A 23,643-nucleotide genomic window follows, 5' to 3' on the forward strand; every position below is an offset into this window, starting at 1 on the left:
GGGTCTCCGTCAGCTCATCCACTGGCCGCCGTCGACATTGTAGCACTGGGCCACAATGTAATCGGCGTCGGCGCTGGCCAGGAAGACGGCCATGCCGGTCAGGTCGTCAGCCGTGCCCATGCGCCCGTAGGGCACGGCTGCGCCGACTTCTGTCTTCTTCTGGCCGGGGGCCTTGTTTTCATACTTCGCAAAGAAGGCATCGACCCCGTCCCAATGTTCGCCGTCGACGACACCGGGGGCGATGGCATTCACGTTGATGCCGTGTTCGATCAGGTTCAGCCCGGCCGATTGGGTCAGGCTGATGATGGCCGCCTTGGTTGCGCAATAGACGGCGACAAGCGGTTCGCCCCGGCGGCCGGCCTGGCTGGCCATGTTGATGATCTTGCCGCCGCCGCCCCGGGCGATCATGTGGCGGGCCACGGCCTGCATGGTGAACAGCGCCCCGGCCACGTTGATGTCGAAGGTCCGGGCGAAATCGGCCCGCTCGATCTCGACGATGGGCGCGGCGGTGAAGATCGCGGCATTGTTGATCAGGATGTCGATCCGGCCCAGCTGGTCGACGGTTGCGGCCACAGCCGCGTCGATGCTGTCCTGGCGGGTGACGTCCATTTCCACGGCAATCGCCGCATCGCCCAGTTCGGCCGCGGCGGCCCGGGCCCGGGTGATGTCGATGTCGCCGATGGCCACGCGGGCGCCTTCGGCCACGTAGGCCTTGGCAAAGGCCAGGCCGATGCCCCGGGCGGCCCCGGTGATCAGGGCGGTTTTTCCGGCAAGTCGGGTCATGCGATGCGCAGTCCTTGGGCGTCGAACCGGTGCATGACATCCATGCGCGGGGTCAGGTGGATGCGGTCGCCATGGCGAAAGCCGACCTCGCCATCGGCGCGCACGGTGATGGTTTCGGCCAGGCCGGTGTCATGGACGTGGAAATAGGTGTCCGAGCCCAGGTGTTCCGACACGCTGACCACGCCGGACCAGGGGCCTTCGGTTTCCGACACGGCGATGTGTTCGGGCCGGATGCCGATGGTCTGGGCGCCCAGCTTGGCGGCCTCGGGGCCTTCGATGAAGTTCATCTTGGGCGAGCCGATGAAGCCGGCGACAAACAGGTTGCGCGGTTCGCGGTAGAGCTCCAGCGGGCTGCCCACCTGTTCGATGTTGCCGGCCCGCAGCACGACGATCTTGTCGGCCATGGTCATGGCCTCGACCTGGTCGTGGGTCACGTAGATCATCGTGGTCTTGAGGCGTTCGTGCAGTTCCGAGATTTCCAGCCGCATGCCCACGCGCAGGGCGGCGTCGAGGTTGGACAGCGGCTCGTCGAAGAGGAAGGCCGCCGGTTCGCGCACGATGGCCCGCCCGATGGCCACGCGCTGGCGCTGGCCGCCCGACAGCTGGCCGGGCCGGCGGCCGAGGTAATCGGTCAGGTTCAGCACCTCGGCCGCGCCGTTCACCCGGCGGTCGATCTCGGCCTGGTCCAGCTTGGCCATGCGCAGGGGGAAGGCGATGTTCTTGCGCACCGACATGTGCGGATAAAGCGCGTAGGACTGGAAGACCATGGCCAGGCCGCGCTTGGCGGGCGGCACCATGGTGGCGTCCTGGCGGTCGATGCGGATCTGGCCGGTCGAGACATCCTCAAGCCCGGCGATCAGGCGCAAGAGGGTGGATTTGCCGCAGCCCGAGGGCCCGACGAAGACGGTGAATTCGCCGTCCTCGATGGTCAGATCCAGAGGCGGGATGACCTGCACGTCGCCGAAGCTCTTGGTCACCTTGTCGAGTACGATGCGTCCCATGGTGTGGTTTCCTTATTTGACGGCGCCGAAGGTCAGGCCACGGACAAGCTGTTTCTGGCTGAACCAGCCAAGGATGAGGATCGGGGCGATGGCCATGGTCGATGCCGCGCTGAGCTTGGCGTAGAACAGGCCCTCGGGGCTGGAATAGCTGGCGATGAAGGCCGTCAGCGGGGCGGCCTTGGCCGCGGTCAGGTTCAGCGTCCAGAAGGCTTCGTTCCAGGCCAGGATGATGTTGAGCAACACGGTCGAGGCGATGCCGGGGATGGCCATGGGCGTGAGGACATAGAGCAGTTCCTCGCGCAGGCCGGCCCCGTCCATGCGGGCGGCTTCGAGGATCTCGCCGGGGATTTCCTTGAAGTAGGTGTACAGCATCCAGACGATGATCGGCAGGTTGATGAGCATCAGCACCACGACCAGCCCGCCCCGGCTGTCGAGCAGCCCCAGCTTGATGAAGATCAGGTAGATCGGATAGAGCACGCCGACCGCCGGAAGCATCTTGGTGGACAGCATCCACAGCAGGATGTCCTTGGTCCAGCGGCCGGGCACGAAGGCCATCGACCAGGCCGCGGGCACGGCGATGATGATGCCCAGCAGGGTCGAGCCGCCGGCGATGATGACCGAGTTCCACAGGAAGCGCATGTAGTCCGAGCGTTCCTGCACGATGGCATAGTTTTCCAGCGTCCAGTCGAAGTTCAGGAACAGCGGCGGATCGGCGATGGCCTGGGCCTCGGTCTTGAAGCTGGTCAGGATCGTCCAGAGGATCGGGAAGAAGATCAGCAGACCCAGGCCCCAGGCCAGGGCGGTGTTGATGACCTTGCGTTGCGGTGTGACGGCACGGGCCATGGCTCAAGCTCTCCGCTGGGGCCGAGAAAATTCGGCGAATTTTCTGGGGCGTACTGCGTGGATGGGGGTGTGCTCAGGCATCGAGGTTCTTTCCGACGATGCGCATCAGGAAGAGCGCCACGATGTTGGCCAGGATGATCGCATAGACCCCGCCGGCCGAGCCCAGCCCGATGTTCTGGCTTTCCAGCACGCGCTGGAAGATCAGGTAGGTCAGCGTCCGGGTGCCAAAGGACCCCTGGGTGGTCACGAAGATCTCGGCAAAGATCGACAGCAGGAAGATCGTCTGGATCAGCACGACGACGGTGATCGCCCGGCTGAGGTGCGGCAGGATGATGAACCAGAACCGTTTCAGCGCCGGCGCCCCGTCCATTTCCGCCGCTTCCAGCTGTTCGCTGTCGAGCGACTGGATGGCCGTCAGCAGGATCAGCGTGGCGAAGGGCAGCCATTGCCAGCTGACGATCATGATGATCGACGGCAGCGAGGCTTCGGACAGCCAGGCAACCGGCTCGGCTCCGAAGAATTTCCACAGGTGGGCCAGCAAGCCGTTCACGGGGTCCATGAACATGTTCTTCCAGACCAGGGCCGAAACCGTGGGCATGACGAAGAAGGGCGCGATGACCAGGATGCGCACGATGCCCTGGCCCCACATCGGCTGGTCCAGCAGCAGGGCCAGCACGACGCCCAGCACCACGGTGATCAGCAGGACACCGCCCACGATCATCAGCGTGGCCTGGACGGCCGGCCAGAAGGCGCTCGACGTAATGAAGCGCACGTAATTGTCGAAGCCCACCCAGCCCAGGTCACCGCCGCGCAGGGGCAGGTATTTCCGGAACGAGAAGTAGAGCGTCATGATGAGCGGCACGAGCATCCAGCCGAGCAGCAGGACAACGGCGGGCGCCATCATCAGCCGGGCGGCGGAGCGGGAGTGCTGGGTGGCCATGGGGGAATATCCTCTGCTGGCGGGCAACGGGGCCGCGGTCCGAGGGGGGGATCTTTGGGGGATCTGACGTGCCCGAGGGGCGCCGAAGCGCCCCCCGAACAGGGAGGAGGACTTAGTAGCCCGCGGCTTCCATGGCGTCGGTCGTCAGCGCCTGGGCCTTCTCGAGGGCCTCATCGGCGGTCTGCTGACCGGCCAGTGCGGCAGAGAACTCCTGCCCGACCTCGGTGGCGAAGCCCGCGAATTCCGGGATCGCGACGAACTGGACGCCGACATAGGGCACCGGGTCGACCGTCGGGTTGAGCGGGTCGGCCGACAGGATGGACTTGAGCGTCATGTCGGCAAAAGGCACTTCCTGGTAGGACGGGTTGTCATAGAGCGACTGGCGCGCGCCCGGGGGCACGTTGGCCCAGCCTTCCTTCTCGGCGACCATCTCGATGTAGTCCTTGGACGTGGCCCATTCGATGAACTCGCGGGCGGCATCGACATTGTCGGTGCCGGCCGGGATGCCAAGCGCCCAGGCCCACAGCCAGTTGCCGCGCTTGCCCTTGCCGGTGTCGGGGGCCAGCGCAAAGCCGACCTTGTCGGCCACCGAGGAATCATCGGGGTTGGTCACGAAGGACGCGGCCACGGTGGCATCGATCCACATGCCGCACTTGCCCTGCTGGAACAGCGACAGGTTCTCGTTGAACCCGTTGGACGACGCGCCCGGAGGGCCGGCCTCGTTCATCAGGTCGAGGTAGAAGGTCAGCGCCTCCTTCCATTCCGGGCTGTCGAACTGGGCCTGCCAGTTCTCGTCGAACCAGCGCGCGCCAAAGGCGTTGGCCGTGGCCGTCAGGAAGGCCATGTTCTCGCCCCAGCCGGCCTTGCCGCGCAGGCAGATGCCGTAGATCTCGTTGTCCTTGTCCGTCATCGCCCGGGCCGCTTCGGCCACGAATTCCCATGTCGGCGCCTCGGGCATCTCGAGCCCGGCCGCTTCCATCAGGTCGGTGCGGTACATGATCATCGAGCTTTCGCCGTAGAACGGCGCGGCATAGAGCGTGCCGTCGTGGGACAGGCCGCCGCGCATTGCCGGCAGGATGTCATCGACGTCGTAATCCGCGCCCAGGTCGTCCAGCGGCACCAGCCAGCCGTTCTGACCCCAGATCGGCGTTTCGTACATGCCGATGGTCATGATGTCGAACTGACCGCCCTTGGTGGTGATGTCGGTCGTGACCCGCTGGCGCAGGACGTTCTCTTCCAGAGTGACCCATTCGACCTCATGGCCGGTCTTGGCCGTGAAATCTTCGGTCAGACCCTGCATGCGGATCATGTCGCCGTTGTTCACGGTTGCGATTGTGATGGTGTCTGCCTGCACGGCGGTGCCTGCAATCAGGCCAAGCGCCGTCGCCGCACGAAGTGCGTTCTTCAGGTACATCCGGTCCTCCCTCAGTTTTGGATGTGACGTGCAGGACGGTAGCCAAGAACATAGCGCGCCGTCAATCATAATTTTACGCGCGTTAACTTTTGTTGTCCGGGGCCGGGTTAGACCCCGGCCGGGCCCCGATCAGGCCGAATCGCGCATGACCAGCTTGCCTTCGAACAGCAGGGTCTGGCGTTCGACGCGGCCGCCTTCGATCGATTTGAACAGGATGTCGACGGCCGAGCGCGAGACCGATTCGTAATCCTGGGCCACGGTGGTCAGGGGCGGGCAGGTGAACCGGGCAAAGGGGTGGTCGTCCTGGCCGGCCACGCGGATGTCGCAGTCCGGCCCATGGCCGACGCGCAGGCCCAGCTCGTAGCAGGCGACCAGGAAACCGATGGCCAGGCGGTCGTTGCTGCACAGGACCGTGTTGGTCGGAAAGCGGTTTTCCGACAGGGCGCGCAGTCCCTCGCGATAGCCGATATCCTCGAAATCCCACCCGGTGCCCTCGGCCTTGAAGATCACCGGCTCGTGCCCCAGCGCCTCCATCGCGGCCAGGTAGCCCTGGCGCCGGCGGTTGGCATTGGGGTTGGCCGGCGTCTTCATCTCGAAGAAACAGGGCGGCTCGCCGGTACGGCAGAGGTATTCGACGGCCAGCCGGGCGAATTGCGGATTGTCGGACCCGACGAAGGCCAGCCCGAGATCGGGCATCGAGCTGTCGAAGAGAACGGTGGGCACGTCGGCACAGAACTTTTCCACCGCGCCGACATCCGAGGCCCGGCCCAGCGGCGCCAGCAGCACCCCGGCGGGTTTCATCGAGCGCAGGGTGTCGAGGATTTCGATTTCCAGCTCGGGTTCGCCGTGGGCCGAAAAGAGCGTCGGGCGGAACCCCGCGGCAATACAGCGTTTTTCGACGTTGCGGGCGATCTCGGCAAAGAAGGGATCGGCCAGGTAGGGCACCACGATGCCGACATTCTTGGTCAGCTTGCGGTTCTGGTTCATCGCAAAGATGTTCGGCCGGTAATCGTATTCCGACAGCGCCTTTTCGATGCGCTCGCGGGTCGAGGACCGCACGCTGGCCGGGTCGTTGAAATACTTCGAAACCGTGGGGCGCGAGATGCCGCTGACGGCGGCGAATTCTTCCATGTTGCGGATCTTGGTTTCTTTCATTCGCGTCAGTCTCGGTCACTCGCAGGCCCGGGGCGGCCCGCGCCCCTGCGGCGCCCCGGTCGGTTTCTTTCGGTGGACTTTACCGTTTATTGCCGCGCGGCAAAAATCAATGGTCCAGATGTCCAAATCGTCTTGCCGACCCCGGCAGCAGGGCCAAACCGTCTTGCCGACCCCGGCCGCGGGGGCGGTATGCCGGATCGCCAAGCCATGCGGTGACCGCAGGGAAAACTTGTTACAATGTCCGAAAATCGGGCATCGGCACGCTGATTTGCCCAAAAACGGGGCAGATGCAAGGGGTTTGGGGCCTGTGCCTCGCTCATTGATTGAGCGGAACGGGGCTTCGCGGGTTTCGTCGGGTCGTCTCGATGCGGGCGGGGATGCCGCAAGCCACGGGGCGCGTGATGACCGCCCGAACGCCAACCCAGGCGGTACGTCATGCAACAACAGCAACGATAAGTTGCGGGGGACCATGTCTGCGGGGATCAACGGGCCAGCATTGGCGCGACCCCTTCGTCGTGTGATCTCTCCCGCGCGGAGGAACAGATGACTCTTCTCAAAAAGACCCTTCTGGGTGCCGCCGTGGCCGGCGCCGCCGTTCCGGCCCTGGCACAGGAAGACACCATCAAGGTCGGTGTGCTGCACTCGCTGTCCGGCACCATGGCCATTTCCGAGACGACGCTGAAGGACACCGTCCTGATGATGATCGACGAACAGAACGCCAAGGGCGGCCTGCTGGGCAAACAGCTGGAAGCCGTTGTCGTCGACCCGGCGTCCGACTGGCCGCTCTTTGCCGAAAAGGCCCGCGAGCTGCTGACCGTGCAGGAAGTCGACGTGATGTTCGGCTGCTGGACCTCGGTGTCGCGGAAATCGGTGCTGCCGGTGATCGAGGAATTGAACGGCCTGCTGTTCTACCCGGTGCAATACGAAGGCGAGGAATCGTCGAAAAACGTGTTCTACACCGGCGCGGCCCCCAACCAGCAGGCGATTCCGGCGACGGATTACTTCCTGGACGAGCTGGGCGTCGAGAAATTCGCGCTGCTGGGCACTGACTATGTCTACCCGCGCACGACCAACAACATCCTCGAAGCCTACCTGCAGGACAAGGGCATCCCGGCCGAGGACATCTTTGTCAACTACACGCCCTTCGGCCATTCCGACTGGTCCAAGATCGTGGCTGATGTCGTGGCGCTTGGCGCCGACGGCAAGAAGGTCGGCGTGATCTCGACGATCAACGGCGACGCCAACATCGGCTTCTACAAGGAACTCGCCGCGGCCGGCATCTCGGCCGACGACATTCCCGTCGTGGCCTTCTCGGTCGGCGAAGAGGAACTGTCGGGCCTGGACACGACCAACCTGGTCGGTCACCTGGCGGCCTGGAACTACTTCCAGTCGGCTGAATCGGAAGAGAACGACGCATTTGTCGCCGCCTGGAAAGAGCGGATGGGCGAAGAGCGCGTGACCAACGACCCGATGGAAGCCACCGTCATCGGCTTTGAACTCTGGGCCAAGGCCGTCGAGGAGGCCGGCACCACCGAGGTCGACGCCGTGTCCGACGCGATCATCGGCATGGAAGTGCCGAACCTGACCGGCGGCACCGCGACCATGCTGCCGAACCACCACCTGTCCAAGCCCGTGCTGATCGGCGAGATCACCGAGGACGGCCAGTTCGACATCATCAGCCAGACCGAAGAAGTGCCGGGCGACGCCTGGACCGATTTCCTGCCGGAATCGGCCGTGCTGAAGTCGGATTGGAAGGAACTGGGCTGCGGCATGTACAACACCGACACCGAAAGCTGCGTGCAGCTGAAATCGAACTACTGAGCCCCGCTCGGAAGATCGGGGGACGAGGCGGCATGCTCGCCTCGTCCCCACCCAAGACCCTCGATACCTCCCTCCCCGTCATCCCGGGACGCCTTGCCTCATGCTCAGAACCCTGGTCACCGGCCTGTTCCTGCTTCTTGCCGCGCTGCCTGCCGCGGCGCAGACCCTGCAGGACGTGCTTCAGCAGCACCGGCCCGATATCGAGAAGGCCTCGCGCCGGACGATCGAACCCGTGCTGGCCGACATCATTGCCACCGACCTGCCCGAGGTGCAGCTATTCCTGGAACGCTGGGAGGCGCGCGACGTCTGGCAGGATGACGAGACCGCGCTGTTTCATTTCGTCGAGATCGATGGCGACACCTATGCGCTGATCGACATTTCGACCGGCGAGGTCGTGGCCGAGAAGACCAAGAGCGAGCTGTCGCAGCTGAGGCCGAATTCGGGTGTGCGCGGGGTGATTGCCGCGGCGCTGGTGCAGTTCCAGCTGGGCGATCCCGATCCCGACCGGCGGATGGACGCGCTGGCGGCGATCCAGCGCGATGCCGAGCCGAGCCACCTGGCGCCGCTGCGCGCCTCGATCGACGACGAGCCCGACCTGGTGATCAAGGCCCGCAAGATCGAGCTGGAACGTCTGCTGACCGCGGCCTTCGGCACCGACACGGCGGCGCGGGTCGAGGCGATCGGCGACCTGTCGACTTCGATCTCGCTGGAGACGCGCGCGGCGCTGAACCCGCTGCTGAACACCCGGCCGATGCTGGCCGATGCGGTGCCCGACGGCGCCAACGTGGCCGGCCCGATCACGCCCGGCTCGCCTGAGCTGAGCGTCGAGGCGGCCTATGACATGATGATCGACGCGGGCCTGGCCCAGCCGATCCCCGATGCCGCCACGCGCAAGGCCGCGCTGGTGGCCAATATCACCGACGGGGCGGTGGCCGGCGTGCCGGTGGCCGAGCTGGACACGCAGGAGGCGCGCGACGCGGCCTATGTCCAACTGGCGGCCATGGCCGATGTGCCAGCCTGGACCCCCGGGGCGACCCACGACAGCATCGTGGGCGATGCCGATTTCGTCGCCGTCTATACCGAGCCCGACGCCGAGGTGACGCGGGCCGCGCGCAACGCGCTGGCCTCGATCTCGGCCCGGGTGGGGGCCAACCAGGTCTTTGACCTGGCGCTGGACGGGCTGTCGCTGGCGTCGATCTATTTCCTGGCGGCCATCGGCCTGGCGATCACCTTTGGCGTGATGCGGGTGATCAACATGGCCCATGGCGAGTTCATCATGATGGGCGCCTACACGGGATATGTGCTGCAGCAGATCATTCCGAACAACACGGTGTCGATCCTGGTGGCGATCCCGATGGCCTTTGCGGTGACCTTTGCCGCCGGGGTGGCGATGGAGCGGCTGGTGATCCGGCATCTTTATTCGCGCCCGCTGGAGACGCTGCTGGCGACATTCGGCATTTCCATCGCGTTGCAGCAGATCGCCAAGAACATATTCGGCACGCAGGCGCGGCCGCTGACGGCGCCGGGCTGGCTCGATGGGGCCTGGGTGCTGAATGACGTGGTGGGGATCAGCTATATCCGCATCGCGATCTTCGTGCTGGCGCTGATCTTCCTGGTGCTGCTGCTGCTGATCCTGAACCGGACGCGGCTGGGTCTGGAGGTGCGCGCGGTGACGCAGAACCCGCGCATGGCGTCCTCGATGGGGATCAACCCGGACCGGATCAACATGCTGACCTTCGGGCTGGGCTCGGGCATTGCCGGGATCGCCGGGGTGGCGATCGGGCTTTACGCGCAGGTGACGTCCGAGATGGGGCAGGCCTATATCGTGCAGAGCTTCATGACGGTCGTGGTCGGCGGCGTGGGGAACATCTGGGGTACGCTGCTGGGCGCGACGATGATCGGCTTCCTGCAAAAGGGGATCGAATGGTTCAACCCGTCCAACACGCTGGCGGCGCAGACCTACATGATCGTCTTCATCATCATCTTCATCCAGTTCCGGCCGCGCGGGATCATCGCGCTCAAGGGTCGGGCGGCGGAGGCATGATGATGGGGCGTTGCGACGGAACCATGCTTGGGGGGGCGCTGCCCCCGTCCGCCGGGGGCGGACTCCCCCGAGGGTACTTGGGCCAAGAAGAAGACAGGGCGTCGGCGCGGGCCGGGCGGAGGGGTGCATGAGACAATCGGTATTCAGGCAGAACCCGTCGGTGGTGGTGTTCCTGGTGATCCTGGCGCTGTTTGCGCTGCTGGTGACCTTCGGGTCCGAGGCGGCGGGGGCGGGGTGGATTTCGACGTCGTTCGTCAAGACCCTGGGCAAGACGCTGTGCCTGGCGATGGCGGCCGTGGCGATGGATATCGTCTGGGGCTACACCGGCATCCTGAGCCTGGGGCATTTCGCGTTCTTCGGGCTGGGCGGCTACATGATCGGCATGTGGCTGATGTATGCGCGGACCGAGGCGATTGTCGCCGGGTCGCTGGCGCAGGCCGAGCTGCCGCCGACGGCTGGCGAGATTTCGGATGCGATTGCCACCCAGATCTTTGGCGTGGTGGGGGGAAGTGAATTCCCGGCGATCTGGCATTTTGCCGGGTCGCTGCCGATGCAGCTGCTGTTTGTCGTGCTGGTGCCGGGGGTGCTGGCGCTGGTCTTTGGCTGGCTGGCCTTCCGCAGCCGGGTGACGGGGGTGTACCTGTCGATCCTGACCCAGGCGATGACGCTGGCCCTGTCGCTGTACCTGTTCCAGAACGACAGCGGGCTGCGCGGGAACAACGGGCTGTCGGGGTTGCAGAACATTCCGGGGATCGAAGGGCGCGGGCAGGACGTGGTGTCGCTGTGGTTCTTCTGGGCCAGTGCCGTGGCGCTGGCGCTGACCTACATCGTCGGGGCCTTTGTCGTGTCGGGCAAGTTCGGCAACGTGATCCGGGGCATTCGCGACGACGAGGCGCGGGTGCGGTTCCTGGGCTATTCGGTCGAGGGCTACAAGCTGTTTGTCTTCACCCTGACGGCGGTGATCTGCGGCATTGCGGGTGCGCTGTATTATCCGCAGGCGGGGATCATCAACCCGGCTGAAATCGCGCCCATCGCGTCGATCTACCTGGCGGTCTGGGTGGCCATCGGCGGGCGTGGGCGGCTTTACGGGGCGGTGATGGGGGCCTTTGTGGTGTCGCTGCTGTCGAGCTGGTTCACCGGGGGCGCGGCGCCCAATATCAACCTGGGCTTCTACACGATCGAATGGACGGAATGGTGGCTGGTGCTGCTGGGCCTGGGCTTTGTCCTGGTGACGCTTCTGGCGCCGAAAGGGCTGGGCGGGCTGGTGGACCTGGTCGCACGGCCCAAGGTCGATGACCGCCATGGCGCGGATTACGGGCCCGACAAGGGATCGAAGCGGGAGGTCGAGCAATGAGTGAACAGACCCTGCTTGAGGTCTCGGGCGTGTCGGTCAGCTTTGACGGGTTCAAGGCGATCAACAACCTGAGCTTCCAGATCGGCAAGGCCGAGCTGCGGGCGATCATCGGGCCGAATGGCGCGGGCAAGACGACCTTCATGGACATTGTCACCGGCAAGACGCGCCCCGACGAGGGCCGCGTGCTGTGGGGCGACAAGTCTGTGTCGCTGCTGTCGATGCGGGAAAGCGACATTGCCCAGGCCGGGGTGGGGCGCAAGTTCCAGCGGCCGACGGTCTTCGAGGACCAGAGTGTCGAGGACAACCTGGCCATGGCGCTGAAGAACGACCGCAAGCCCTGGGGCGTGCTGTTCTACAAGCGCACCGGCGGGGATACCGACCGCATCCGGGCGCTGGCCGAAGAGATCGGGCTGGCCGACCAGCTGGGCCGGACCAGCGGCGAGCTGAGCCATGGCCAGAAGCAATGGCTGGAGATCGGCATGTTGCTGGCGCAGGATCCGCAATTGCTGCTGGTGGACGAGCCGGCGGCGGGGATGAGCCCCGAGGAGCGGGACCATACCACCGAGATCCTCAAGGAAGCGGCGAAGACGCGGGCCGTCGTTGTTGTCGAGCATGACATGGATTTCGTGCGGAAACTCAATTGCAAGGTGACGGTGCTGCACGAAGGCTCGGTGCTGGCCGAGGGCAGCCTGGATCACGTGACCTCCAACCAGGAGGTGATCGATGTCTACCTTGGGCGCTGAGCGGGGAGAGCCGTGATGCTCGATGTAAAGAACCTGACGCTTCATTACGGGCAGAGCCAGATCCTTTACGACGTGAGCCTGCAAGCCGCGGCGGGGCAGATCACCTGCCTGATGGGGACCAATGGCGTGGGCAAGACATCGCTGCTGAAGGCCATTGCCGGAGTGCACCCGCGCTCGGGCGGGTCGGTGGCGCTGGATGGCGAGACACTGGGCGTCGTGCCCAGCCATGTGCTGGCCCGTAAAGGCATCGCCTATGTGCCCCAGGGGCGCGAGATCTTCCCGCTGATGACCGTGCGGGAGAACCTGGAAAGCGGCTTTGGCTGCCTGCCGGCGGATCAGCATGTCGTGCCCGAGCAGATCTATGAATTGTTCCCGGTCCTCAAGGAGATGCAGAACCGGCGGGGCGGCGACCTGTCGGGCGGGCAACAGCAGCAGCTGGCCATCGGCCGGGCGCTGATCATCAAGCCGAAACTGCTGCTGCTGGACGAGCCGACCGAGGGCATCCAGCCCAACATCATCCAGCAGATCGGCCGGGTCATCGAATACCTGCGCGACCAGGGCGGCATGGCCATCCTGCTGGTCGAGCAATATTTCGATTTCGCCTATGGGCTGGCCGATGAATTCTATGCCCTGCGCCGGGGATCTGTGGTCCTGAGCGGGGCCAAGGACGAGGTCGGGCGGGCGGCGATGCTGGAGGCCGTTTCGGTCTGATCCGCCGGCCAGCGCGTGGTTTGCGGGCATGACATGGGCGTCGCTTCGCGCATGTCGGCAATAAGACGCCGATGCAATGTGACAGGCCAGGCCCGGTGCGGGCCGGGACAGCCGGCGGGCAAATGCGCCCGGATGACGGCCTGCGGCCGCGGGTGATCCGGTGAGCCGGGCGGCGGCAATTCCCGCGCCGCGGGTGAAATATTAACCTTTATGAACGCCTTGCGGGGCATGGGGCGGCCGCGAACGGGGCCGGACGACGGCCCGGGGCAGGGGGCGGCGGCGCCGGCCTGACGCCCGTTCGCGTCAGGCGGTGGCATGGCCCGGCGGGGCCCTGTCATTGCGGTTTCGTGTTCAACCGGCGGCGGGCTCAAAAATATTCGACGGAACCGGACCGCATTCGACATAGTTAACCGAGAAGCGGCCGAGCTGTGAGCATCGGCCCGCAAGTTTCGGTTTCCAACTGGGAGTTTCCAATGAAACGCATCCTCCTCAGCTCCGCCATCATTGCGGCAACCTTCTCTTCGGCTGCCATGGCCGGCGACTGGACCGGCTGGTATGCCGGTGGCCAGGTCGGCTATTCCTACGGCGAGTTCGATCTGTCCAGCGTCGCCAACCCGGGCAATTTCGACGCCGACGGCGTGATCGGCGGTATCATGGGCGGGTATCTGTACGACTACGGTGACTGGGTCGCCGGTGTCGAAGTGCAATACGACTTCTCGGACATCAGCTTCAACGAGGCCACCGGCTCGGGCTCGTTCGACGGCATCGCCCGGGTCAAGGCCCGCGCCGGCCGCGACTTTGGCAACGCGCTGGGCTTCATCAGCGTCGGTGTCGCCTACACCAACTTCGACGGCCTGTCCGGCGTGACCGACATCGATTTCGATGACCCGGGTGTCATCGCCGGTCTGGGCTATGAATACGCGATCAACGAGAACTGGGTCGTCGGTGGCGAATACATGTGGCACCAGTTCCTCGACTTCGGTGGCGACGGCAACGACGTGACCTTCAACACGCTTCACGTCCGCGCGTCCTACCGGTTCTGACCGGCAGGACGTCCAAGATCAGGGTGGGGGCAGCCAGCGGTCCGGCTGGCCCCGCCCGCTTCCGGTCCGGTCCTTTCCAGGCAGCCTATTTGATGCGCCCCAGAAAGGACCAAACGACGCCGGAATTGTTTGTATGCGAATAAATTTCCCTGCCCGATTGCCGGTGTCCGGCGTCGGGATTTCGGCATTTCCGGATCACGGAAATGTACGAATACCGGCCCATCCGGGCCCGCGTTCCCCCCGATCACCAGCCATTTGACAGGCCAAAAGGGCCCGAAACCCGCGCGCCCCGACTGTGCCTTGTGCGACAGAAATGGTCTTCGATTCGGGAAAAATTGTGCCGAAATGAACAATATATAGGCCAAAAACGCACCTGTGGTTGCATTTTGATACCATCTACGCACTTTTTACGGTGGTGAGGCCGCTGCAGTCGCGAAAAGGTGACGTCGCGCGAACTGCAGCCTTGCACGGCATCCCGCATCGCAGCATATTCGAGTGGTTTTCGGACCTTCGGTTGGGCGGGACCGCGCTCATCACTGAATTGGCCCTCCGGGGGTCCATGAATTGGTAGATTAGAAAAGAATGGGTAGGAAAATGCTCGATTCCTCGAATGAGAGTGCACGTAACGCTGCCTCCAAGAAAATTGCTGTTGTTGGTATTGCATGTCGACTGCCTGGCGGAGTGACCGGACCGGACTCCTACTGGCAGCTTCTCGAAGACAAGAAATGCGGGATCCGCGAGGTTCCCTCGGACCGGTGGAGCGTCGATCATTTCTACGACAGCGACCCCAACGCCCTGTCGCGCTCGCAGACCAAGTGGGCCGGTTTCCTCGATGACGTGAAAAGCTTTGACCCGGGCTTCTTCGGCCTGTCGCCGCGCGAAGCCACGTCGATGGATCCCCAGCAGCGCAACACGCTGATGACCTCCTACGAGGCGATCGAGGATTCCGGCATCCCGTGGGAAGAATACCAGAAGGCCCGCACCGGCGTGTTCGTCGGCGTGCAGTCGGTCGATTACCGCGAAGTCCAGGAAAAGCGCCGTTCGGGCTTTGACGCCTTCGGGGGCACCGCGCTGGCCCATTGCATCATCTCGAACCGGGTGTCGCACCGGCTGAACCTGAACGGGCCGTCCTATTCCGTCGACACCGCCTGTTCCTCGTCGCTGACCGCGCTGAACCAGGCCATCCTGAACATTCGCAACAACCAGGCCGATTATTGCATCGTGACTGGCGTGAACTTCATGCTGGCGCCCTCGACCTTCGTGGCCTTTTCCAAGGCGGGCATGCTGTCGCCGACCGGCACGCTGCGCACCTTTGATGCCGATGCCAACGGCTTTGTCCGCGGCGAAGGCATCGGCACCGTGGTGCTGAAACCCTATGACCGGGCCCTGGCCGACGGTGACCGCGTCTATGCGGTGATCGAGGAAAGTTGGGCCAACCAGGACGGCTTTACCTCGACGATCACGGCGCCCAACCAGGACAGCCAGATCAAGATGATGCAGTCGCTCATGCAGGGCGCCGGCGTCGGCCCGAACGAGATCGGCTATGTCGAGGCCCACGGCACCGGCACGCCCATCGGCGACCCGATCGAAGCGGGCGCCATCGGCCGCGTGGTCGGCCAGCCCAAGACCAACGGCAAGCTGCTGATCGGGTCGGTCAAGCCCAACATTGGCCACCTGGAATCGGGTGCCGGCGTCAACGGGCTGATCAAGCTGGCCCTGGCGATCCACAAGGGCAAGATCCCGGCCCAGATCGGGTTCGACAAGCCCAACCCGCGGATTCCGCTGGACGCGCTGAACATGGAAGTCCCGCTGGACATGACCGATTTCCCCGAGGTCGACGGCATCCGCCGGGGCATCGTGAACTCGTTCGGCTTTGGCGGCGCAAATGCCTCGGCCCTGCTGGCCACGGCGGAAACCAAGCCGGTCGAAGGCGTCTGGCGCAAGCCGGTCGAGGTGGCCTCGGCTGAGGCCCCGCGGATCTTCCCGATCTCGGCCCGGACCGAAGCCGTGGTCAAGGACGTGGCTGCCAAGCTGGCCGTCTCGCTGCGCGAGGGCAAGCTGGCCGATACCGACATCGCCGAGGTTGCCGCGGCGCTGGCGTCCAACCGCACCCATCACGCCTATCGCGCGGCCATCGTGGCCAAGGACAAGGACGAGCTGCTCAAGGGGCTGGATTTCGTGGCCGGCACCGATGCCGAGGCCGAGGATCCGGGCAATGTCTATCGCGGCCAGGCCGCGGCGGACAAGAAGGTGGCCTTCATGTACGCGGGCCAGGGCTCGCAATGGTGGGGCATGGCCCGCCAGCTGATGGAAGACAACGCGGCCTTCCGCGATGCCGTCGTGGCCTATGACGCGGAATTCGTGAAATCGGCCGGCTGGTCGATCATGGAAGAGCTGCTGAAGGACGAAGCCGACAGCAACATCGACGACACGACCGTCACCCAGCCGGCGCTGTTCGCCATCCAGCATGGCCTTGTGGCCGTGTGGAAATCCTGGGGCGTGGAACCCGACATGGTGGTCGGCCATTCGATCGGCGAGGCCTGCGCGGCCTATACCGCCGGCGGCCTGTCGCTGGCCGGCGCGGCCAAGTTCCTGTCCAAGCGCGGCGCGATCCGCGACCAGCTGGGCCAGAAGGGCGCCATGGCGGCCGTCGGCCTCGACCCGGAAGACATCGAACCGCTGCTGCCCGAAGACGGCAAGATCAACATCGCCGCGGTCAACGGCCCCGGCTCGACGACGATCTCGGGCGATTTCGACACGCTGCATGCCTTCGTCGAGCAATTCGAGAAGGACCACCCCAACACCTTCATCCGCATCCTCAAGGTCGATACCGCATGGCATTCGTACCAGCTGGAAGCCGGTGAGGCCTGGTTCCGCAAGGAAGTGTCCGACATCGACTGGTCGGTGCCGCACACGCCCTGGATCTCGACCGTGACCGGCAAGCCGGAAACCCGGTTCGACATCGATTACGGCTGGCGCAACCTGCGCCAGGCCGTGCTGTTCAAGAACGGCGTCGAAACCGCCCTGCGCATGGGGGCCAACGTCTTCCTGGAAATGGGCCCGCACACCACCCTGTCGGCGCCCGCCACCTCGACCGCCGGGGATGCCGGCGCCAAGGTCGACGTGATCAACTCGTTGAACCGCAAGCAGAACGACCACCTGTCGATGGCCCAGGCCGCCGCGCGGCTGTTCTGCTCGGGCGTCAAGCTGGACTGGGACGCGATCGCCGGCGAGCCGTCGGATTTCGTGGAACTGCCGGGCTATCCCTGGGCTCTGGAAGAGCTCTGGATGGACAACAACGAATGGCGCGCGATGATGTTCCCCGAAAGCGTGGGCCCGCTGCTTGGGGTCCAGCTGGAAGGTGCCAAGAACCAATGGGTCGGTGAGGTCTCGCTGAAATCCCATGCCTGGATCGGCGATCACCGGCTGCAGTCGGAATGCGTCTTCCCCGGCGCGGGCTACATGGACATCATGTTCGAGGCCGGCCGCCGCATGTTCGGCGACGAGGGCTGCATCGAGATCGAGAACCTGACGATCCACGAGGCGCTGTTCATCCCCGCCGACACTGACGTGCGGTTCTTCACCATGTTCGTGCCGGAACGCAACGCGATCCAGATCTACACCCAGCCGCGTGACAGCCAGGAGCCCTGGACCCTGCGCGCCGATGGCCAGATCCGCCAGAACATCGTGCCGCCGAAATCGGAATTCACGCCGATCCTCAAGGATGATGCCGGGTCCGAGCCGGTCGAGCTGACGACGCTCTACCAGGCCACGTCCGACGACAGCGTGATCAACTATGGCCCGGCCTTCCAGACCGTGCGCGATTTCTGGGTCCATGACCTGGGCGCCGGGGCGCTGGTGGCGGTCGATCCGATCTGCGAGCACAAGTTCGAGGAATTCGAAACCCATCCGTCGCTGCTGGACGCCTGCCTGCAGATTTCCGACCCGCGGATGACCGCGGCCTCGCTGGCGATGGATTACGACGAGCTGACCGGCAATTACGAAAGCTTCATGCCGGTGGGCGCGCTGCAACTGCGCCAGCACCGCAAGATGCCCAAGGAATTCAAGGTCTACGCCTGGCAGAAACCGCGCATCGACGCGCTGACCGGCTGCTCGGACTTCCTGGTTGTCGACATGGACGGCAACGTGGTGATGGAAGGCAACGGCCTGCTGAACCGCTCGCTGTCGGGCACGGCCACGCGCGAACATCCCGAAGGCTTTGCGCCCCATTACGCGGTCGAGGAATACACCGACCACAAGGTGGCGGCGCCCGAACCGGATGCCGAGTTCGGCACCTGGCTGGTGCTGGCCGATGAAGGCACGGCGGGGGAAACCCTGGCCGAAGGCCTTGAGGCCCGTGGCGCCGAGGTCATCCTGATGACCCGTGACGAGGTGTCCGACGAAGTCGAGGACATGCGCGAGGATTTCGCCGACCGGATCAGCGAGCTGATGGAAGACGAGGAAAACGGGCTGGCCGGCGTGGTCTATGCCTGGAGCCTGTCGCAGGAACCCATCACCGAGGACACCCCGGCCGAGACCGTGGCCGAACTGGTGGCCAATGACAGCCGCGCGGTCATCGCCCTGGGCTCGTCCTTCGACGAGCTGCGCCATGGCGAGAACCTGCCGCGCGTCGTGCTGGTGACCCGCAACGGCCGGTCGGCGCCCGACGGCGTGTCGATGAAGGTCGACGGCCTGACCCAGGCGCCGCTGGCCACCCTGCTGCGCACCGTGGCCAACGAGGTCGGCGAAATCGACATGATGGAAATCGATGTCGACGAGGCCCAGCTGGAGGCGATGGACACGCTGCTTGACGCGATCCTCGCACCGGGTGCGGAAAACGAGATCGTCCTGCGCGAAACCGGGGCCTATGTGCCGCGTCTGAACCGCGTCTGGGCGAACGAGCTGGATCCGCAGGACCTGTACATTCCGAAGGACAACACCGACCGGAACTTCTATGTCACGATGAACAACCCGGGGGTGATCGACAACCTCGAGCTGATCGAATGTGGCTTCGAGGAACTGGGCCCGGATGACGTGCGCGTGGCGGTCAAGGCCGTCGGCCTGAACTTCCGCGATGTCATGGCCGTGACCGGCCTGCTGCCCAAGGAAGCCGAAGGCGAACCGGCCTGGACCAACCTCGGCCTGGAATTCGGCGGTGTCATCGTCGAGAAGGGCTCGAACGTGACCGAGTTCGAGATCGGCGAGCGGGTCATGGGCATGGGCAAGCGCTGCCTGCAGCGCTACCTGAACACGTCCAAGCTGGCGCTGGCGCGCATCCCCGAACACATCTCCTTCGAGGAAGCCTCGACCATCCCGTCGGCCTTTGCCACCGCCCATTACGCGCTGAACCGCGTGGGCCGGATGGCCAAGGGCGAAAAGGTCTTCATCCACGTGGCCACCGGCGGTGTCGGCACGGCCGCGGTGCAGATGGCCAAGAACGTCGGCGCGGAAATCTTTGCGACCGCCGGCAACGACGAGAAACGCGCGCTGCTGAAGGAATGGGGCGTGCCCCATATCATGAACTCGCGCGATCTGACCTGGGCGGACGAGGTCAACCGGATCACGGGTGGCAAGGGCGTCGATGTCCTGCTGAACTCGCTGCCGGGCGCCTATATCGAGAAAGGCCTGGAGGCGATGGCCCCCTATGGCCGTTACCTCGAAATCGGCAAGCGCGACGTCTACGCGGACAGCTCGATCGGCATGAAGGTCCTGCGCAAGAACATCTCGGTCTCGGTCCTCGACCTTGCCGCGATGGGCGTGGAACGGCCGGACCTGCTGGGCAGCATGTTCCAGGAACTGACCGAAGCCTTCGTCCGCCGCGAGCTTGAGCCGCTGCCGCTGGTGTCCTTCAAGGTCTCCGAGGTTGCCGACTCGATCCGCTTCATGTCCCAGGCCAAGCACGTCGGCAAGGTTGTCGTCACCTTCGACGAAGACGAATACGTCGTGAAGGCCGACCGCTCGCGCGACGTGAAGATGGAACCGGACGCATCCTACCTGATCACCGGGGGCAATGGCGGCTTTGGCCTGTCGATCGCCCAGTGGATGAGCTCGGCCGGTGCCGGCAAGCTGATCCTGGCCTCCCGTTCGGGCAAGGTCGGTGAAGAGGAACAGCCGCGCATCGAGGCCATCAAGGCTCAGGGCACCGAGGTCGAAATCATCTCGCTGGACATCACCAACGAAGATGAAACGGCCGAGGCCATCGCCGGGATGTTCGCCGATGCCAAGCCGCTGAAGGGTGTCATGCACGCGGCCGCGGTCATCAAGGACGGCTTCATCAACCAGCTGACCGACGAGATGATCGACAGCGTCATCTATCCCAAGGTGGCTGGCGGCTGGGCGCTGGAAAAGGCCTTTGCCAAGGCCGGACAACAGCCCGAGTTCATGATCTCGTTCTCGTCCATCGCGGCCACGACCGGCTCGCCCGGCCAGGCCAACTACGTGGCGGCCAACGGCTTCCTCGATGCGCTTGCGGCCTACCGCAAGAAGCACAAGGACGAAGGCGGGTCGATCAACTGGGGGGCCATCGCGGCCACCGGTATCGTCGGCCGGAACGAGGATCTGAAGAACTACCTGGAAAGCATGGGCCTGATGGGCCTGGAGGAAAACGAGACGCCGGAAGGCATCAAGACGATCCTGCGGACCAGCAAGCCGAACCTGTTCTACGCCAATGCCGACTGGCAGCAGATGGCCCGGACCAACGCCAAGATGGCCGGCATTCCGCGCCTGGCGGGCATGCTCAAGAAGAAGGACGAGAAATCGTCGGAGGTGCGCGAGCGTCTTCTCAGCCTGAACTCGGACGAGCGTCACGAGGAACTGAAAGACTTCGTGAAGGGCGAGATCGGCAACGTGCTGAAGATCGAGCCCGAAACCATCGATCCGGCCATGGCGATGAACGAGCTGGGTCTCGACTCGCTGTCGTCCTTCGAACTGAAGATGCGCATCGAAACCGCCCTGGGTCTGACCCTGCAGGCTGCCAAATTCCTGCAGGCCCCGACGATCCTGGAACTGGTCGACGTGCTGGATGCCGAGCTGGACAAGGCCAAGGCGGAAATGGAAGCAGCGGCCCTGGCCGGCGACCTGGACGACGAGGGCGACAGCAGCGGCGCGGCAACCAGCGAAGAGCTGTTGCTGAGCGATCGCGGCCTGGCCCTTCTGGCCGAGGCCACGGCCCCGATGACGACCGACAGTGCCCGCGAGGCGCTGGAACATCGCATCGTGGTCGAGGTCACCCCGGCGCTGGATGCCGAGGCCCTGGCCAAGGCGGCGGAAACGGTGTCGGCGCGCCATCCGGTGCTGCGGACCCGGTATGCCGGCGGCAAGGTCAGCTTTGACGGCGAAGGCATCAAGCTGGTGCCGGTCGAGGCGCTGGACCCGTTCCAGGTCAAGCCGGTCGACATCGCCGAAGGCGTCGTGGCCAGCCTGACCTCCGCTCCGGCGGGCGAGGATGCCACGCGGCTGATGCTGCAGGTGCAGAGCGCTGTGGCCGACCGGGCGTCGGCCTACCTGGTGATGGACGAGCTCTTGAACCTGCTTGCGGGCAACGAGCTGGCCGATCCGATGGCCGAAGACGCGCTTGGCGCCGAGCTGCGCCGGGGGATCTTTGATCCCGAGGCACCGACCAATGCCAACGACCAGTCGTTCTGGAGCTACGCGGTGGCAGGCAAGGCGCCGGCCATCGAGTTCAAGGAACGGTCGCGGGCCATCTCGATCGCGGCCCTGGGCCGCGACCACGGGCTGGCCGTCGAATGGCAGGGCGACATCACGGGCAGCGCGCTGTCCGAGGCCGATTTCACCATCGGTGTCGCCGAAGCCCTGGCCGAGGCCTTCGACCACAAGGGTGGCGTGCTGCTGACCCGCGAAACCGACCGGCCGGCCCGGCTGGCGGATGCGCAGGCCGTGGCACCGCTCGCCGATGACCAGCCGTTCTACGTGCCCATGGACATCGACGAGACGATCCAGCGTGGCCATGTCGACCGGATCCTCGCGGCGGCGGAAAGCCACGACAGCATCGATCTCTACGTCCTGCGCAAGGAACTGTCGCACCAGTTCGAAGGCGCCGGCGCGGCTCCGTTCCAGATCTCGTACCGGTTCGACCCGGCGCTTGGCGCCCTCGAAAAGGCCCTGATCGCGGGACCGGTCAGCATGGGCGGCATGACCGTGCATGCCGAGGCCAACGGCCGCACGGGCATTGCCAGCGATGTCGAGCTCATCCTGCGCAAGTCGGATGATGCCTCGCTGCTGGTCATGCGGGTCGACAGCGACGTGGTGACGGCAAACGACGCCCAGCGTCTGATGCAGGCCCTGGCCTCGCGGCTGGGGATCACCTCGATCACCTCGCCCTACGAGAACCAGCTTGAGGTCGCGGAATGATCCTGCGCAACAAGCGCCGCGAAGAAGCCTCGGCAGCAACGGAACAGACATTTCCCCTGACGGAAATGCAGAAGTTCATGCTGCCGACGCTGACCGACCCCGACTGCGTGCTGCGGTTCAAGCAGTTCTTCTACCAGGTGCAGGGCCTCCGGATAAAACCGGGGGTCACGCCCCGCCGCATCGAACGCGGGCTGAAGAAACTGGCCAAGCGTCATGACGTGCTCCGGCTTGCCTTTCGCAAGTCGGAGGACAGCGGCGAATGGCGGGGCACGCTGCTGCCCGTCGACGACATCAAGCTGACGGTCGAGGATTACGGCACCATGTCGCCCGAGGACCTGCGCGCCAAGGTGCGCGAGGTCGCCGAGGAGACGATGGAGATCGACGACGAGATCCTCACCGATTTCCGCATGTTGCGCTTCGGCGAGGAAGGCGATGCCATCCTGTTCCGCCTGCACCATGCGCTGACCGATGCCTTCGGCATGATGGTTCTGGTCGAGGACCTGGTGAAATTCATCATCAACCTGCCCAGCAGCGGCGAAGGCTTTGCCTATTCGGATTTCGTCCAGAAGGTCGAGCAGAAGCTGCCCGACCACAAGGGCGAGGCCGGGGCCTATTGGGACGACATGCTGTTCCCGCCGCCCGCGCCGGTCAACTTCGGCCGGGTGGCCAAGGGCCTGTCGATGGAGACCGACCCCCACCTGATCGACGACATCCGCGATGCCAGCGAGATGATGTCGGTCGAGGATTTCGAGGCGGTCACCGAGGTGGCGCAGAAGGCCGGGGCCAGCATGTTCACGCTGACCGTCGCCGCGCTGAACGACGTGATGCACGACATGTACGGATCGGACGGCATCGTCGGCCGGTCGGTCATGGGGCGCAATGCCGGTGACCTGTCGAATTTCGTGGGCTTTGCCCTGCGCTTCCCGCTGTGGCGGGTCGACATGGCCGATGGCGCCACGCTGATGGACCGGGCCAAGGCGCTGCGCACGCAGATGCAGACCTCGATGACCATGGTCACCAAGGAACTGGGCCGGCCGGTCAACCGGATCGACGAACGGCTCAGGGCCGAGACCGGCGGCATCGGCGTTCAGTTCTTCGTCCATGTGCCCTCGGCCGATGCCAAGGCCAAGTCGTCGATGCTGGCCGGGCTGTTCCGGTCGCAGGGCGACCAGATGATGAAGGTCGGCCCGATCGAGGTCGAGCGCATCGCCCTGCCACGGCCGCCGGCCATGGGCGCGCCCAACGACCTGACGGTCCTTGTCCTGCCCTTCGATCACGGCACCCAGGTGACGCTGCGCTGCGATGGCACCGTTTTCGACGATGCCGAATTGCAGGACATCGCGACCCGGCTGATGGCAAAATTGCTCAGCGTTAAAGGTTGAACCACGGCGGCGCTCTGGCGCCGCTGTCATTTCGGAGAC

The 23,643-nt window shown here is 64.9% G+C and carries 14 protein-coding genes; 8 read left to right on the forward strand and 6 right to left on the reverse strand.

Going from position 1 to position 23,643, the window contains the following annotated elements:
• Positions 1 to 9 precede the first annotated feature (9 nt).
• The 6 genes from ACK3BB_RS04395 to ACK3BB_RS04420 form a co-directional block, all read right to left on the reverse strand.
• Positions 10 to 783 (reverse strand): L-iditol 2-dehydrogenase, encoded by a 774-nt coding sequence (locus ACK3BB_RS04395; RefSeq protein ID WP_428927516.1) that lies wholly within the window; start codon positions 781 to 783, stop codon positions 10 to 12.
• Positions 780 to 1,784: an ABC transporter ATP-binding protein gene (locus ACK3BB_RS04400; RefSeq protein WP_428927517.1), complete on the reverse strand. Its 1,005-nt coding sequence runs from the start codon at positions 1,782 to 1,784 to the stop codon at positions 780 to 782. The genes ACK3BB_RS04395 and ACK3BB_RS04400 overlap by 4 nt, the downstream gene beginning before the upstream one ends.
• Positions 1,785 to 1,796: 12 nt before the next feature.
• Positions 1,797 to 2,627, reverse strand: coding sequence for a carbohydrate ABC transporter permease (locus ACK3BB_RS04405; protein ID WP_428927518.1), 831 nt, complete (start codon positions 2,625 to 2,627; stop codon positions 1,797 to 1,799).
• A 73-nt stretch (positions 2,628 to 2,700) separates the two neighbouring features.
• Positions 2,701 to 3,567: a carbohydrate ABC transporter permease gene (locus ACK3BB_RS04410; RefSeq protein WP_428927519.1), complete on the reverse strand. Its 867-nt coding sequence runs from the start codon at positions 3,565 to 3,567 to the stop codon at positions 2,701 to 2,703.
• Between the two features lie 112 nt (positions 3,568 to 3,679).
• Entirely contained in the window at positions 3,680 to 4,981 is a 1,302-nt protein-coding gene (locus ACK3BB_RS04415) for an ABC transporter substrate-binding protein (protein WP_428927520.1), read from the reverse strand.
• A 129-nt stretch (positions 4,982 to 5,110) separates the two neighbouring features.
• The gene (locus tag ACK3BB_RS04420) at positions 5,111 to 6,136 is read right to left on the reverse strand and encodes a LacI family DNA-binding transcriptional regulator (protein ID WP_428927521.1); all 1,026 of its coding nucleotides are present in this window, start codon (positions 6,134 to 6,136) and stop codon (positions 5,111 to 5,113) included.
• Positions 6,137 to 6,679: 543 nt separating this feature from the next.
• Between ACK3BB_RS04420 and urtA the strand changes: the two genes are divergently transcribed.
• From urtA to ACK3BB_RS04460, 8 genes are all read left to right on the forward strand, one after another.
• The gene (gene urtA / locus ACK3BB_RS04425) at positions 6,680 to 7,957 is read left to right on the forward strand and encodes an urea ABC transporter substrate-binding protein (RefSeq protein ID WP_428927522.1); all 1,278 of its coding nucleotides are present in this window, start codon (positions 6,680 to 6,682) and stop codon (positions 7,955 to 7,957) included.
• A 100-nt stretch (positions 7,958 to 8,057) separates the two neighbouring features.
• The gene (urtB, locus tag ACK3BB_RS04430; protein ID WP_428927523.1) at positions 8,058 to 10,001 is read left to right on the forward strand and encodes an urea ABC transporter permease subunit UrtB; all 1,944 of its coding nucleotides are present in this window, start codon (positions 8,058 to 8,060) and stop codon (positions 9,999 to 10,001) included.
• Positions 10,002 to 10,128: 127 nt separating this feature from the next.
• Positions 10,129 to 11,355 carry an urea ABC transporter permease subunit UrtC gene (gene urtC / locus ACK3BB_RS04435; RefSeq protein ID WP_428927524.1) on the forward strand — a complete coding sequence of 409 codons (1,227 nt, stop codon included), beginning with the start codon at positions 10,129 to 10,131 and terminating at the stop codon, positions 11,353 to 11,355.
• Positions 11,352 to 12,098 carry an urea ABC transporter ATP-binding protein UrtD gene (gene urtD / locus ACK3BB_RS04440; RefSeq protein WP_428927525.1) on the forward strand — a complete coding sequence of 249 codons (747 nt, stop codon included), beginning with the start codon at positions 11,352 to 11,354 and terminating at the stop codon, positions 12,096 to 12,098. The genes urtC and urtD overlap by 4 nt, the downstream gene beginning before the upstream one ends.
• A gap of 15 nt (positions 12,099 to 12,113) precedes the next feature.
• Positions 12,114 to 12,809 carry an urea ABC transporter ATP-binding subunit UrtE gene (gene urtE / locus ACK3BB_RS04445; RefSeq protein ID WP_428927526.1) on the forward strand — a complete coding sequence of 232 codons (696 nt, stop codon included), beginning with the start codon at positions 12,114 to 12,116 and terminating at the stop codon, positions 12,807 to 12,809.
• A 473-nt stretch (positions 12,810 to 13,282) separates the two neighbouring features.
• Entirely contained in the window at positions 13,283 to 13,852 is a 570-nt protein-coding gene (locus ACK3BB_RS04450; protein WP_428927527.1) for an outer membrane protein, read from the forward strand.
• A gap of 594 nt (positions 13,853 to 14,446) precedes the next feature.
• Positions 14,447 to 22,222, forward strand: coding sequence for an SDR family NAD(P)-dependent oxidoreductase (locus ACK3BB_RS04455; protein ID WP_428927528.1), 7,776 nt, complete (start codon positions 14,447 to 14,449; stop codon positions 22,220 to 22,222).
• The gene (locus tag ACK3BB_RS04460) at positions 22,219 to 23,604 is read left to right on the forward strand and encodes a condensation domain-containing protein (RefSeq protein ID WP_428927529.1); all 1,386 of its coding nucleotides are present in this window, start codon (positions 22,219 to 22,221) and stop codon (positions 23,602 to 23,604) included. The genes ACK3BB_RS04455 and ACK3BB_RS04460 overlap by 4 nt, the downstream gene beginning before the upstream one ends.
• Positions 23,605 to 23,643: the final 39 nt, after the last annotated feature.

Source organism: Marinibacterium sp. SX1 (assembly GCF_050389775.1).
Lineage (GTDB): Bacteria > Pseudomonadota > Alphaproteobacteria > Rhodobacterales > Rhodobacteraceae > Marinibacterium.

Excerpts from the sequence above, each read along its gene's own strand:
- urtC (WP_428927524.1), top strand. The coding sequence starts at position 10,129 with ATGAGACAATCGGTATTCAGGCAGAACCCGTCGGTGGTGGTGTTCCTG.
- urtB (WP_428927523.1), top strand. The coding sequence starts at position 8,058 with ATGCTCAGAACCCTGGTCACCGGCCTGTTCCTGCTTCTTGCCGCGCTG.
- ACK3BB_RS04415 (WP_428927520.1), bottom strand. The coding sequence starts at position 4,981 with ATGTACCTGAAGAACGCACTTCGTGCGGCGACGGCGCTTGGCCTGATT.
- ACK3BB_RS04395 (WP_428927516.1), bottom strand. The coding sequence starts at position 783 with ATGACCCGACTTGCCGGAAAAACCGCCCTGATCACCGGGGCCGCCCGG.
- ACK3BB_RS04410 (WP_428927519.1), bottom strand. The coding sequence starts at position 3,567 with ATGGCCACCCAGCACTCCCGCTCCGCCGCCCGGCTGATGATGGCGCCC.
- ACK3BB_RS04460 (WP_428927529.1), top strand. The coding sequence starts at position 22,219 with ATGATCCTGCGCAACAAGCGCCGCGAAGAAGCCTCGGCAGCAACGGAA.
- ACK3BB_RS04405 (WP_428927518.1), bottom strand. The coding sequence starts at position 2,627 with ATGGCCCGTGCCGTCACACCGCAACGCAAGGTCATCAACACCGCCCTG.
- urtA (WP_428927522.1), top strand. The coding sequence starts at position 6,680 with ATGACTCTTCTCAAAAAGACCCTTCTGGGTGCCGCCGTGGCCGGCGCC.
- ACK3BB_RS04420 (WP_428927521.1), bottom strand. The coding sequence starts at position 6,136 with ATGAAAGAAACCAAGATCCGCAACATGGAAGAATTCGCCGCCGTCAGC.
- ACK3BB_RS04400 (WP_428927517.1), bottom strand. The coding sequence starts at position 1,784 with ATGGGACGCATCGTACTCGACAAGGTGACCAAGAGCTTCGGCGACGTG.
- ACK3BB_RS04450 (WP_428927527.1), top strand. The coding sequence starts at position 13,283 with ATGAAACGCATCCTCCTCAGCTCCGCCATCATTGCGGCAACCTTCTCT.
- urtE (WP_428927526.1), top strand. The coding sequence starts at position 12,114 with ATGCTCGATGTAAAGAACCTGACGCTTCATTACGGGCAGAGCCAGATC.
- ACK3BB_RS04455 (WP_428927528.1), top strand. The coding sequence starts at position 14,447 with ATGCTCGATTCCTCGAATGAGAGTGCACGTAACGCTGCCTCCAAGAAA.
- urtD (WP_428927525.1), top strand. The coding sequence starts at position 11,352 with ATGAGTGAACAGACCCTGCTTGAGGTCTCGGGCGTGTCGGTCAGCTTT.